The sequence below is a fragment of the Xenorhabdus bharatensis genome (assembly GCF_037996705.1).
Lineage (GTDB): Bacteria > Pseudomonadota > Gammaproteobacteria > Enterobacterales > Enterobacteriaceae > Xenorhabdus > Xenorhabdus bharatensis.
This window is the reverse complement of the sequence record NZ_JBBMXG010000024.1, coordinates 1-14,201: the sequence shown is the minus strand read 5'-3', so window position 1 is coordinate 14,201 and position 14,201 is coordinate 1. Positions and strand designations below refer to the sequence as shown.

Genomic DNA, 14,201 nt, shown 5'->3' with positions numbered 1-14,201 from the left:
GATTATTTCTTATAGCGGCTGCATAGATAGTGAAGTGCAGCCAACCAATAAGTTAAAATTTATTAAATTTAAGAGAGAAGTTTTATCAATGGGGAATTGTAACAAATTAACAAACACCATATGTATACAGCCAATGAGAACAAAGCGTAGCAGACAGCTCTGGCAATTAATATCCAACCAATGCCGATAATGACTATTTTGATAATTCCAATATGCCATTTCCCTTTTATTGCTCTAAAATAGCGCATCCCATAGATAACCAAGCCCACTCCTATACTGAAAAATACAAAATGAAGAAGTGCAGATTGCGATGTTAGTTCATACATATATTGATGTCGTCCAAATATAGCCTTAAAAAATTAATGAGTTACTGATGAAGAATTTCTACTTTGCTTAATTAACGCATACCGATTGAGTAACTGGATAAAATGCATATCTGTCTGTTGGATCAGTGCTGGCGATAATTCTTCTTTTACTGCGGTTTCTTCAAGCAGTCTTAGTTTCTCTTCCAATGGCGGATTTTTATTGAATGTTTGAGTCAGAGAAAATACAACGGATTTCAATTCAGAGCCGGTTATATAACGTCCGCGTTTTTCATCTAACCAATTTAATCGGCGAGTGAGTTCTGCTAATTGGTCCATACCGGAATGCCAATACCCTAAACTATCAATCGGAGCGGCATTCATGGTGATCTGTTTGTTCCATTGCGCTGATAACTCGGCACTCAATGGAGACTGTGGCCACAATATCTTAGACTGATGAACCAAAGCAAAACCATAATCCTGCTGCCAGACAGGTGATAAAGACTCCAACATTTTTAACTGTCGCTTTGTCTTATCCAATATCACACTATTTTCTTCATGTTCTTTATCCGACTGAGCACCCAAAGAAAAAAGAACATCCTCTGTTAATACTTCTGGTAATGAAGCCACTGTAGCCTGTAGCCGAGGAGCAACTTTATCCTGCGTAGCATACTGCCATATACCAATCCCGCCTCCGCTAAACACCAACGCGATTAAGATCCCTAACACAAAACCCTTCCATTGAAACCCCGGCTTTTCTGGTGGTGGCATCACAATATCAGGTTGAGGTTCTTCTTCTGGTTTTGCGACATATATCCATGTTTGCTGAGCAGTATTAGGTGAAGGTATCGGTGACTGTTCCAATTCCATCGCTGCCTGAGATAGCTGTTCTAAAGAAGTATCAATATTTGCACCTTCCAGAGTCTCCAGACGAACCGCCGCATTGTGAAGAAATGTTCCTAGCCTTTCCAGCTGACTGACATGTTTCAGCTCCAACAGCTGTAATGTCTGGCAGAGTTGAGAAATATATTGCTCTGCCTGATAGAGTTGAGGTAGATCAGCATAGACAAAAGTCTGGATACGTAATGAATTAATCGAACGCTGGCTCAAACCTGCCAGAATTTCTATCCGGGCATGCACTTGCTGGGGCCAGATAGCCTGCCATTGATGCGTAACTAAACCGTGAATAATCGCCAGCCCTTCATTTAATCCCGCTAACCCTGCACGAATTGTGCGTATCAGCGTATACCATGCAGCAGTCTGCAATTCGACACCATTTTGACTAAATAACGATAAACAAAGGCGCTCTGCCAGCTCCCAGTTCACATCAGGGCGGGCTGGATGATGCAATTTATTCAATTCATCCCGCAATGCGGTAAAATCTGGCAAAGTACGGGGGTCCTCCCCTGTTTTCAGATATTTTTCTGACGTTGTATTCATGGTATTCCTTTATCATGTTTTGAAGCGATTATGATTGATATTTCGATTCCAGAAAATTTTGTTTCTTCAAGTGCCTGATCAACACTCTACCTCCGGGAATAAATTCAGTACCGTAACGAACTAAACCCACTTCATGTAGTTCCGCTTCTAACGCATAGCGGAGCGTTCCAAACTCATGTTCCGGTAACAAGGTCAGCGAGAGACGTTTAATTCGTGGTTCATATTTCAGGAGCGTCGAGGAAAGAATATTGATCAAGCTGTGGGCTGTTCCCGGTAATCCTTGCATGATTTTGCTCATATCCGGCAATCCATAATCCGGTAAATGCGCGAGAGTTCCGGCACGTGTATTGATAATCCTCTGGATATTATCCAGAACAGAAAGGATAACCTGATTTTCCTCAGAAACCTGATGCACATCCAATCCCCCTGAGAAATTTCCTGTCAACATTTCATAAAGTGAAGGTTGTGACATTGCCTCAGTCCTTTTTCTGGGGTAATAAGTAAATCGCCTGATTTTTCAACTCAACTTGGCGGGCTTTATCCGGCTCCAATGCCGTTTTAGGAATAACAATCTGCCAGTTATTCTTTGTCAGATCAGGTGAGTGAAACATCGCAACCACTGCGACATATTGAGCACCTTTCTCTAACGGCATATCAAGGGAATAACTTTCTCCCGGACGAAGCTGTAAATCCTTTTCACTTAATACATCTGACTGGATAGTATTCATGTCATCTGTAAATATGTTTTGATATTCAATTAAATCAAAGGCTCTGCGATCTTTTAACTGATAGAGACGAACCATTGTAGACAATGCAATACCATTATCATTCAGATTTGAACCCTCCCGAACCTGAAAATCCAGATGAACTTCTTTGATTTTTTTATAAAAAATTGACCTAGTTACTTCGGCTGAACCATCACCGATAGTCTGAGTTAACCCGCACCCCGTTACACACAGTGCAGCAAACAGTATGAATGCCATAGCACCTTTTTTTGGGTTGTTACTTTTATTGCTGCGGGCTACGCATTCAGTGGAGCCATGTTTAGAATCGATAGTTGCCATATTCATGAGCCTCTTTTCGGAAAAGCTGTTCGGGGGCAGCCTGATAGCGTCCCAAACCAATAGTGATTTCATTGACCTTTTTATTTGTACTTGTTCTATTAATGACTGCGTTATTGCTCGCCGTTTTACCTGTATTTGTTTTATCGATTATCACATTACCTACAATTACCCTATGAGTTATTGTTTGATTAATAACCGCATCGTTAACTGTAATAGGCGACCGCCTTCTCATCACCGCCGTTTGCCCCAGTTTCACTCCCTGCCCGGTTGTGACATTCAATTGCGCTTCTGGCAGTAACTCACGAGGTATACGCAGTTGTAAACGGGCATGAACTCTTGATCCCAGATATGCATGAAGCAGAGTCATCAAATCAGCATGTAACTGACCATCAGGAGGTAACCATTGCCTGACCTCTTCGGGATCCTGAGTCTTCAACACCAGCAGCACCTGACTATTTACATCAATACTACTTCGGCCCAATACGGGCTTATGAGATAGACTGACAGGTGAACGGCAACTCATTCTGACTGGATTATCTATTGCTATCCGACGTCGATCATGGCGGATAACCTCCACTTCAGTATTAGGAGCCAACAGTTTAATCAAAGAGGAAATACCTTCTGATGTCCGGGTAGGTAAACGCATCGTCCCCAGCAAAGCCAAAAAACGAGAGACCGGTGTACCAATATGTTTGGCACATCCCGGGATACCTAACCCAATTAAACCAAGCAGATATTGCGAAGTTTCATCACTTCCACCAGCCTTAAAAGTTGCGGGATACGAATACTTACGCCAGATACGATAAAACTGTGTTGTCAGGCGATGATTGAATAGATCGAGAAAATCAGTGACAGCATCCGTTCCTTCTCGCTGCTGGGCGATATCGTCGATATAAACAGGTGGTAACGGTGATTCAACCCCATATAATCCTAAAAAAGTGGTTCTTACACTGGGTGTGTTGCCATGAGATTCATGCCCAGTCTCTACCTTTTTCAGTTCGCTGACAGGAAACCCCATTCCCGGATGAGGACGGAAGCGCACAGGATCGTCATCAGGATTAGTTGTACTACCCAAACCCGGTTTCTCAGGTTGCAGGTTCTCAATCAACTGACAAAAACGATAAAAATTGACCAATGGCAGCTTATCTTCAAGCTGAGTAATCAGCGCGGTAAGTTCTGGTTGTGATTCTCGGTCCATCGGATACATTTCCCACTTGGTTGAATAATCAAAGTCAGTTGGTTAAACAAATGAATATCAGCGTATAAAGAGAAAAACCGATTGAGCATTTCACCAAACAGATGAATATCGCCTTCCCCTGTGAAGCCGTTACTATCCAGTGTGACTTCAATATCGATCCCTCGTAATAAAAACCCTTTTTCAAATCGTTGTAGATGCTCATGACGGACAGCCACAATCGCATCCAATTTACGATTATTCATTTCATCTTCTTGCCAGTTGTATAACGCCAGCGTCCCACGTAAGACTTCTGCACTTGCCATCATGTTGAGAAAACTCGAACCTAAATGACTCAGAACCCGCCAATGAAAACGGTCCTCTACCGGAGGGTAAGCAGGTAAAGTTGGTTTGCATAGATTCTGTACCTTGACAGGAAGCTGCAACGTTTGCTCACAGCGGTTCAGTAACGTACTTTGGAGAGCTTTACGCGGTAACTGACCGTTTGTACCCGTAATCTGTAAAGAGAGTGTTTCCGATATGATGCTCCGGTTGTTTTCCCAAACCTGTCCACCCAGTATCAGCCATGTATCATGTAAACCCGTAACACCTCGTCTGACACGAGTATGGTAATAACGCTCTGGTGCAGTACGGCGTAACATTCCTCCTCGGTGGCGAAAACTGGTAAATGGCACATAAGCACCTTCTTCCGAATGTCGGGAGCTATTGACACCATCGACGGAATAAATTTCTGTATGCCCATCCTGCAAACGGCGTGGGCGCAGTAGGTATTCATTTTCCAGTCCATTGACGGTTAAAGGATCAGCCTCCAGAGTGAATAAATTAATCACAGAGACACAGTGCAACCGAATATGTTCTGTCTTCACTAAGAAATCAGAATCCCAAAGCTCACTCAAAACAATATCCAATTCAAACCATTGGGTTTTGTCAGGAAACCGGACACCCTCCAAGCCATTCAATTCAACGAACATAAACTTTTCCCGGAAAGTGAAATACTCCAGTAAAAGCTGATAACCACTGAAGGAGGTATCTCCTTTCGGCCACAACCGATCGTTATCAGTAAAACTTCCCGGAGAAAAATAGCCATCAAAGCGGATCCGATCCATAACTTCAGGCAAACGTAAATAAATGGCTGATTGACGCTTAGTCAGTGCCAAATGCAGGGCTGCACTGATTTGAGCATCACCACTAAGATAAAAACGTAACCGGGCCAGATCCACCTGAGACCACTCAGCCTGTTCCCCACAATTAAAGCGAATCCGCAGAACAGAGCGGCCATCCGGCTCTGTCGAAACGTGTACATTGGAGACAGTAAAAGGATGTAAATGAAGTTGTTGGGTTGTTCGATAGCGACAAACTGCCTGTTTGGGACCAATGGGCTGGGATAAGACTTCAAATCCTTCCGGTACAACTTCCTCCATTTTCATCTGGCTGATATCAGGAGAAATTTCGACGACAGACAAAGAGGGTATCGTGCGTAAATAGTGTGGCCACAATAAACTTATCAAACCTTCCGTCAATTCAGGCAGATCATCATCTATTTTCTGACGTAATCGCCCCATAGAAAAAGCAAAACCTTCAAACAAGCGTTCTACAAAAGGATCTGGTGTACCAGCTTTATCCAAATCCAGCAAAGCTGCGCGATCCGGATGAGCCTGTGCAAATTCGCGAGCGGATTCTCGCAAATAACGCATTTCAGCATCAAAATAACGGAGTGTTAAATCATCCATTAAACGGAATCCTTACCATAAGTAAAAAATGATTATCCATAGAGCACCACAGAACGAACTGGATCTAACCTGACCAGTTCAGCCAATAATTCATCCAGTTGCTGGAGCATTACGGTTTTATCTGTACTATTACGTTGAGACTTTGCTCGCAACAATTGCAAGCGACGCGCCTTGATCTCAAACGCCAGTTCAGGCTCCCACTCTACGAGGGTAAGTGTTCCGGCAGTTGTATCCAGCTCACTCAGCAGGTGCAACGCCAGATCGTTCCGACCAAACTGCTCTGCCACACGTGACATCAGCAAACGCATCATCCAGCGCTGACGAGCTGTTGTTACCGCCGGACGAGATTGTAGCCATGCCATCGCTTTCTCCAGCCCATCACTATCTGCCTGTGCAATTGCCTCTGCTTCAAGAGACAAAATATCATCCTCTTCAACAACTACACCGGGGCTGATTGAGGGATCTGACCACCCTTTTCCTTCATCCAACACTTTCTGCATGATCCAACTGGCAGTCACATCATCAGCAAATGGCGTACCATCATTCCACGCTAATTTTTCTAATCCGGGCAACCGTTGTAAAAGTAATTTCAGATCCTGTTTGATTATGTCCGCCCAACCATCCCAGGGAGTTCCTGATTTACTTAATGCCTGATAGAGATACCATTGCACATCCAACCAAAAATGGTTTACACCTTCAGCAAAAAGCCTGTCTGCCTGCTCCAGCAATTCTCCCCAGCTTTGCTGCATATAAAGTCGCTTAAGCTGGGCACGAGCATCAGTTCTAGGTGGAGATAATCGCGTACATCCCTGAATATCCTGTGGTGGACTTTGGTGAATGGTATCCCAGCGTACACTTTTCATTAATCGATGAGCAGAAAGCCAGCCTTGAGGCTGGTTACGCAAATAATGAGCCAGAGATTTAGCCTGATCCAACAATTCACGACCGGACTGGATTGGCTGAATCGCAATAGATGGCCCGGATTTACCCCCAGTTACCAACCCCATATCATGTGAAGGAGAAGCACTGATATTCTGAGGAACAACTGCATTCCATCCTCCCGATTGCATTAACCGGCTTTCCAGAGCGCTATATAATTTACCAAATAGAGGGCGGTTATTTTCATCCCATGTGTCTAGCTGCTTAGTCATAAACCGCAGCAAAGCGATGATGCGTTCAAATTCAGGCTTACCCACTTCTGGATATAAAGAAAGGCTATCCAGAACGCGGTTGCCGGATAACCATTCGAAAGCAGCTTTCCGGCTATTAGGTCGTGCAGGTAACAAACCATCCCCGAACTGCATTAATAATCCGGCTAATAGCCCTAAACCATCCGCAAACCCTTCTTCACCTTCACGATGCAAACGTGCCCAAAGGTAATAAGTTGCCACACGGACATCTTTACAGACCGTCGTTAATAATTTTTCTGCTAATTGGCAAATTAGCTCTGTATCTGCGCCTGAGAGTTTATTAACTTCTTCACGCATCCGTTCAAAATCATCATCGTAACCCGGATCACTGCCAACAGGTTGCTCAGCAGTAATCGGGATAAGCCATTTTTCCCAGATGGCAATCTGTTTTTGTACCAGCTCATCGGCTTTGGTGTGATCATCACCAAAACAGGACTGACATAAGGTATCCAGCAAACTCATTACACGTAATCCCTGTTCCTAAAATTGAACCGTGAAATAGCAAAATAAAGCATAAAAATAAAAAAGTAGATTATTCATCTAACCAGAAAGATAAAATCATCATATCTGCTCATACTGAAATGATTACAATTCTTAGATACATTTTATTTCACTTAAATTATATTCTTATTTTTTTGAATCATTACGTGCAAATAAACAATATTTTGGCGTTTATTCATCGGTATACGATATAAATGGATATCATTTACTCTTATAATCAAGGATTAGAAAAAACAAAGAAACATGGTAAAATAAACAGAGTCAACCTCATCACCTTTACTCTAACTCCAGTAAGATATTTTGGTTAGAGCACAACTGTATCAAAGTAACGAAAAGACATAGATAATATCAAATTAGTCAATTCAGTCAGAATCAAGCTGTTGGAATTCCCATATGAAAAATGAAAGAAACCATATATTGAATATTGCATATAAAACAATGGAATTAATCGGATTTATATTTTCTATTCATATAGTTACCTCTACGCTGGATATTGTTAGCGTAGAAAGAATAGAAGAAACAGACACTGGCCTATTTAATTCTTTTTCTTCTTTTCTTGTAAATATACTGGGGCCGCTTAGCATTATATTTTTATACATCAGAATTTATCTACAAAAAACATCCATCAATAACCAACTGAACAAAATCATTGCAGATAGTAAATTAAAATCCTTTAAACCATCCATTCAATTATTAAAAGTAAAAACACAAAAAAATCCTTTGAAATTTAAAATCGAAGATAATATAAAAATAACCACCAAAGAATTGGAAGTCCGTTTTCAAAAGCACTTACTATCTCATGGTAAAGGCGATGAGTATAAAAAACAAAGAAAAACTCAAGATAAAATCAACTTCATCATGGAGTTTGCAAAAAACAATCAATTAATGCTAATTATAGATCGCAATATAGAAAATGAAATAACAAGTTCCATAACAAATATATTGGAAGAAGAAAACCATAACCTTATTAGCTATTGTAAAACGCTTATAAACACCTATATAGGTCAGGATAACTTTTTTTGGATATTAATTGCAATATGCAATAAAAATCAATATTTCGAAAAAAATTAAAAAACAGTAAATTTACCTATATTTCATCTCATATTGATGTCAATAATAGTGACGTAGATTGTGATAGTAGTGACTCTGGCTATGAGGATTGTGGAGGCGGTGATGGTGGCGGATGTGATTGAGGGAATTTATTCCCTCAATCACACTCAGCTATTTTTAATGAGGAAATCAGTCAAATATTCTGTCTGGCAGAACAAAACCTCGCAGTTTCAGCAGTACCAGTGGGCCTTCGCCTGCCTCCGTTCGCAGCGTATAGTTTAGTACCTGTCCATTCGGTGTCTTCCAGCTCACCTGATAGCTACTGCTTAAACCTGACCACGGTGTGACTTTCGCTTTTTCCAGCAACCGGATAAAACCCCATGTTCCCGGTTGCTCTGCATAAATGCGCATTCTCGATCTTGTCCCCGACCAGCTTAAGGTCGCTCCTTGTGCTGTGGTATCTGCCGGCCAAATAAATTTCTTCCAGTCCGGGCGTTGATTCATGTAAACCAATTTCTGGTTGTCTATCACCAGATTGGTCTGCATTACCCCACCTGCCGTTCCCGGCCGTACTTCAAACGCCAGCCGCGCTTCGCCACTGGTAAATACGATATCTGATAGAGAATTCAGCGTATTCAGCGCGGACAGAAATTCCGGGTTAAATTTCAATCCCTGAGCATTAATACTATCAGGCACCCAGTGATTACCTTCACGGCGTAAGACTCCATTTAACCTACTTTCCAGAAAACGGCTAATCCGCCCGCTATCTGCACGTAAGTATTGTGCTAGCAACGGTAGGGAAACTTCACTTCCTCCGGATTTGAATGGATAACGCCCGCCAAAAGCCAGATTCCAGTCATCCACTATTGCCCGTTTCCATTGCGCGTTCAGGCTTTCAGCAGTTGGCGCCAACAATTGCTGCCACGACTGCTCCATTGGCAGCACAAATACTGTCTGACCAAACCCGCTCCATTCTTGGCCCAAACTGGCTGCTACCAAGTTGCCATAATCACGGGTATCAGATAAGTCTACCGCTTTACCCTGAAAAATCGTCTGCGCCATTGTCTGAGCCATCGCCTGCGGATCTGCTGAACTTGTCACCTGTTGCAGCTTCAATCGCACACGTGTTACTCGTGTCAGAAAGCTATACAGACTAAGGTGTTGCCCATCCTGTGCCCCGGCTTTAGGTTCAATCAGTTCCAGCAGTGGGCCAAAAGTTGGTTCCAAAGGCCCGGTAAAACCGACTTTTTGACTGATCGCTGGCTGTTTATCCTTATTAAAAATTGACTTAGCAGATTGAGCAAATGTGTCTGACACTTCCTGACGCCCCGTTTTACCCTGATACGCCAAAGTATTCATCAAACCAATTAGTGGTGACTGGCGAACATCCGCCATCAAAGTCAATTGATCAATCGTATCGGATAACGTATCCGAACGTCTCCAGTGCAGACCATTCAGGAAATTCAGCCAAGCGCCTGAGAAATCAGCAAAGTAACGATCTGTCAGTTTTACCTTGAGCACTTCCGGAGAAAGCTCATCACTGGCATTTTGCTGACCGTCACTCAACACCCAGTCAATCTCCGTCCGTCGTTCATTCACCAACCGTTCGATCGCAGGCTCAACTGATTCTTCCCACGCCTTGCGGGTAAACATACCCGGCACAAAACTATCTGCTGTGAAAAGAAGCTCAGCATCTGTATCACCTGTCATATCAGAGAGAGACATGTCCGCATAATGAGTAGATACCTGTTGCAACAACTTCTGATATAGCGAGGATTCGCCATTACGGTGACCAATCTCCCGTACCAATGCCGTTCGTGATTGTCGAACTAATTCTTCATCAGGTTTCATCGTCCAATCTGGATTGTCGGACAAGTTCTTCGCATAGAAAGAGAGTAATTCTGGTGCTTTCACCTGCCAAGCTGCCACTGGTATACCTGCTGGAACTACCCAGTTCGCCATAACCGCCTCACGGAACACACCTTCATTAATATTTTCCGGTTGCCCCATCATCAGATAGGCTTTGAGTGGGCCATAAGCTTCCTTTGCAGCAACCGAGCGAGCGGCGCTGTTTGGCGGCAGACTCACCAGCATATTCAGATTTTTCTCCATTTGCTCAGCAACTGAATTTCGCAGCCAAGGCATAACATATTGCGTATAAGCCGGCCAAAGTGCCTGTAACACCGTATCATTCTGGCTCAATCCCAAACGGGCATAAAACGGAGTGCCATGCATTTCGCGGTATTGCAGCATCGATAACATATCCTGTAATTCCAGCCATGCCTGAATACGCTCAGCCAGCGGAGCCTGATCATTTTTCGCCAATTCAAGCTGCTTCTCTCCTTGCTGCACTAAATGGCGATTACTGGCATAGGAAACCAACATGCCAGCTCCAGCCATCACCATCAGGACAGCCAGTAATCGGTTTCCCGCTTTCCGCCATTGCCAGCCCAGTTTTGTTGCTCTCAGCTTCGGCGACAACTGGTGAACCGAACTCAGCAGATTGTCCCAACGGCTATCCCTACTCCAGTGGTGTATATCCACACGTTTGCCTGCAGCAGATGACAAGCTAAACACTATTCCTACCAGTGGTAATGATTGGTGTGAATTGAAAAACACCGCCAATGAAGCACTAATTTTTTCACTGCCTCCCTGACGCAAAAAATTCGCCAAAGTCAGTAAAAAATCATGACGGGGATTATGAATAAGCTGTTGAGTCCCCTGCTCCGTTATCATTGGGACAAGCTGATTCAGGCTGGTATGCAGACTTTCCTGTGTACAGGAGGAAGACAGGAAACAACCCGGAGCTGAAACTTGTTCATGAGCGTTATCCCAGTTCGTTTGATGCAGAGACCAGGCATAAACTGGCACGCGCCAGCCTAATGACTGATAGCGCTGGGTTAAATGACGGCTTAGTGTCTCGAATACATGGCCAGAAACGAGACGTGAATGAACCGCTGCTTCCGGCGAGGCTTGATGTTGGTATTGATCTGTAACCCAGATAAATGCATCCAGTGGTCGGGTACGACGTAACTGACGCAGAGACTGATCGATAGTATCATCAACATTGGCGGTAATATTACCGCCCCAAATTAACAAAGTACCGTCAGATTCCAGCCATTGTTCTTCCACCAAACCGGGAATAAGTTGTTCAACATGATCAGGAGAACCAATAACCATCAGGATTTGAGTTTTCTTTTTCCATGAAGAGCCATAGCGGAGTTTTAATGTTTGTTTTAAATCCAGATATAGTTCTGGTGATCCTTTCCTTTTTTTCTCTCTTTGTGTTTTTGATCTACCGGATAATAAGGTAAAACTCACCTCAGCGTGTTTACTCCACCCCAATAAAAAAAAGGGAAAAAGCAGGAATAAGGCACCGAAAATGGAACCTGCGTAAATCAATAATTTTTTTATTGGCAGCTCTGGATTAATACTGAAATGATATATAACTACTCCAATAAATATAACCAGTAATATTGCTAAAGTGTAAGCCACCGCGAGAAAAATAACTGATCTTCCTGATTTAGATTCAGACTCAGGCATAATAACCATTCACTCCGACATGCATTATTGTTAAAATTAAAAACATTCATCTGACTCGATATATTCCAAGATGCAGAGTAATAATTATTTAACCACCATAAACCAGGGTTTATTTAAATCCTGAGATATTGCACTCATTATTAATTGTGGGTTTTGATTTTTTTGCGCTGATTCCAATGAGATGGCTATTGCTAACCAAGGTGAAGCAGCTCCTGCATAGCCAATTTTTCCATCAATATCAATTTGATTTTCAGGCTGTGTTAAATGGGGATATTCTTCACCCAATGGCGCAGCAGCTATCTGCGCTTTATTGTCACATCCCATTCCTGATATCCAAAGATATTGAATATCTTCACCACAACTTTTTCCCCATAATAACGCCTGAGACAGTGCATAATTAATTTCATTTTGACCTGAATTTTCAGGGCGGCATAATCGAGTGCTACCAATTTCACTTATTACTTTAGAAGAGGATGATGTTACTAGCAGGGCAACCGCAGCATCACCATGCCCATCATCATCACTCTTAGATAAATGAACAGAAATGATCAATAAAGGTTCATGAGAAGAATAAGAATCAATCCATTGATCCAGAGTTTCAACACCTTTCCCATGAAGATAACTGATTGGGAGTGTAACATGACTATTTTTACAAACTTTTTCCCATATTTTTTGATATTGAGAAGATGATAAATTTGCATCCAGATCCAGACAAACCTGAATATTAGTTTTCTTGAGAAGATCTCCTAAGGCAAAAGAAAGTTCATTATCAGCCAATAACATGCATATCCTTTCATATAACAAATCTTCCGTTTGTTCTGCTTTTGACCAAAATGATTTTCTACGAATAATTTTCCCGGAGGATGCATCTACAATTTTAGGCATTTCTATAATGGAGTGTGCCAACTGTTCAGACAACGTACCCTGCATAAATGAATCTGGAATATGAATAACAGAGTTAAGATGATAAAGATGCTTCTGACCACGATTTATTTCATGTTCAATAAGTTTTTCTCGTTTTCTATCCCAGTTATCTGACCAAAGCTGATTGAGATCGAAATATAATCTCCTGATAAGAAAAATAAGTGACCAGATAGAAAAAGGATAAACAAATGAAAATAAAATAAAAGCAAGAGATTTAACCGATTTTTCTTCTGGCCAAAAGAACGCAGTGATAATGCTGGCTCCACCAATAAAAACAGAGAGTATGTATAACCATTTTTTTAGCTGTGGTGGCCTTTTCCTATTTGCTTTATCCGGAATATTTAGGAGATCAATAGCCATAATCAACTCGACGTTGCATTACCCAATGAGGAAATTAATGTGCAGCCACATCCACATTTATGACCATGAAAGGCAACAGATATACCATTATCTTTGAAAGTCGGGTGACCTTCTATAATTTGAGTTATACCATGTCCTATAATAGGACAGGATACTTTATCACCGAGGCGGGCAACACCAATTCCTGAAAATTTCATTACACCAGATCCTTCCTGTACAGCTCCACCGTGAGTGGTTTTATCCCCAATTCTGATTATGCCTTTCATGTTAATCCCATATGAAAATCATTCCATTCCTACATCGATTATATTCTTATTTATTTTTTTCATTAGTAACAAAAAACCATGATTTTATGCTTTATTTGTAGAAATAATGCATTAATACAAAGCTAAAATTCTCACCTATAAGGTTATAGAAGAATGGAGGTTATTTTATCAAGAGCAAAAATAACAACCTCACGTCACTGAACGATATTGACTATCTTTTATTTTACAGAGGGATTATGACCATAGTTGATTTTCATATCTATGCATTTTCCTCTTTTATTAATCCAAGCAGAAACAGCATATCTACCAGATTCCCACATAACGACATGTTTTTTTCGATTGCTTGGTTTACCAATTTCACGAATAATGTAATCTAATTTTTTACCTATAAAACATTCTCTACTCCGATATACACAACAAAGAAAACGTTCACCTTCAGTTTCTTCTACTGATAAATTAACCGACAAATATAATTCTTTAATAATTGAAACCACAGCAATGACCATTTCTATGACAGCACTGAAAAACTCAACAACCACCGACTAAAGTCGGTGGGTTAGTGATTAACGGACTGAAAGTCCGGATACGCATCGGCTAAACGATGCGTCAATTATCCAGCCTGAAGTGATCATTTGG

11 protein-coding genes are annotated in these 14,201 nt (G+C 41.8%); 1 reads left to right on the top strand and 10 read right to left on the bottom strand.

The features are described 5' to 3' along the window. Positions 1-359 precede the first annotated feature (359 nt). The 6 genes from AAC855_RS18325 to tssA are packed head-to-tail and all read right to left on the bottom strand — an operon-like array spanning position 360 to position 7,383. The gene (locus AAC855_RS18325; RefSeq protein WP_340611480.1) at positions 360-1,742 is read right to left on the bottom strand and encodes a VasL domain-containing protein; all 1,383 of its coding nucleotides are present in this window, start codon (positions 1,740-1,742) and stop codon (positions 360-362) included. A 28-nt stretch (positions 1,743-1,770) separates the two neighbouring features. After that, positions 1,771-2,214, bottom strand: coding sequence for a type VI secretion system baseplate subunit TssE (gene tssE, locus AAC855_RS18320; protein WP_228863141.1), 444 nt, complete (start codon positions 2,212-2,214; stop codon positions 1,771-1,773). A 4-nt stretch (positions 2,215-2,218) separates the two neighbouring features. Then, a complete protein-coding gene (gene tssJ, locus AAC855_RS18315; protein ID WP_340611479.1) occupies positions 2,219-2,806 on the bottom strand; it encodes a type VI secretion system lipoprotein TssJ in 588 nt (195 codons plus the stop codon). Then, positions 2,787-4,004 (bottom strand): type VI secretion system baseplate subunit TssG, encoded by a 1,218-nt coding sequence (tssG, locus tag AAC855_RS18310; RefSeq protein WP_340611478.1) that lies wholly within the window; start codon positions 4,002-4,004, stop codon positions 2,787-2,789. Before tssG ends, tssJ begins: the two co-directional genes overlap by 20 nt. Beyond that, positions 3,968-5,731 carry a type VI secretion system baseplate subunit TssF gene (gene tssF, locus AAC855_RS18305; RefSeq protein ID WP_340611477.1) on the bottom strand — a complete coding sequence of 588 codons (1,764 nt, stop codon included), beginning with the start codon at positions 5,729-5,731 and terminating at the stop codon, positions 3,968-3,970. Before tssF ends, tssG begins: the two co-directional genes overlap by 37 nt. 32 nt (positions 5,732-5,763) lie before the next feature. Further along, positions 5,764-7,383 (bottom strand): type VI secretion system protein TssA, encoded by a 1,620-nt coding sequence (tssA, locus tag AAC855_RS18300; RefSeq protein WP_340611475.1) that lies wholly within the window; start codon positions 7,381-7,383, stop codon positions 5,764-5,766. Positions 7,384-7,815: 432 nt separating this feature from the next. Here tssA and AAC855_RS18295 point away from each other — a divergent pair, with 432 nt between their 5' ends. Continuing rightward, positions 7,816-8,493 (top strand): hypothetical protein, encoded by a 678-nt coding sequence (locus AAC855_RS18295; RefSeq protein WP_340611473.1) that lies wholly within the window; start codon positions 7,816-7,818, stop codon positions 8,491-8,493. A 168-nt stretch (positions 8,494-8,661) separates the two neighbouring features. On the opposite strand, the gene AAC855_RS18290 is transcribed toward AAC855_RS18295, so the two are convergent. The 4 genes from AAC855_RS18290 to AAC855_RS18275 form a co-directional block, all read right to left on the bottom strand. After that, positions 8,662-11,793, bottom strand: a complete 3,132-nt coding sequence (locus AAC855_RS18290; protein ID WP_340611471.1) for an ImcF-related family protein — start codon at positions 11,791-11,793, stop codon at positions 8,662-8,664. Between the two features lie 306 nt (positions 11,794-12,099). Continuing rightward, on the bottom strand, positions 12,100-13,299 hold the full coding sequence (locus AAC855_RS18285) for a hypothetical protein (protein ID WP_340611469.1): 1,200 nt from the start codon (positions 13,297-13,299) through the stop codon (positions 12,100-12,102). 2 nt (positions 13,300-13,301) lie between these two features. Further along, complete coding sequence (locus AAC855_RS18280) at positions 13,302-13,565, bottom strand: PAAR domain-containing protein (protein WP_228865781.1); 264 nt, start codon at positions 13,563-13,565, stop codon at positions 13,302-13,304. A 218-nt stretch (positions 13,566-13,783) separates the two neighbouring features. Then, entirely contained in the window at positions 13,784-14,104 is a 321-nt protein-coding gene (locus AAC855_RS18275) for a hypothetical protein (RefSeq protein WP_340611467.1), read from the bottom strand. Between the last annotated feature and the right edge of the window lie 97 nt (positions 14,105-14,201).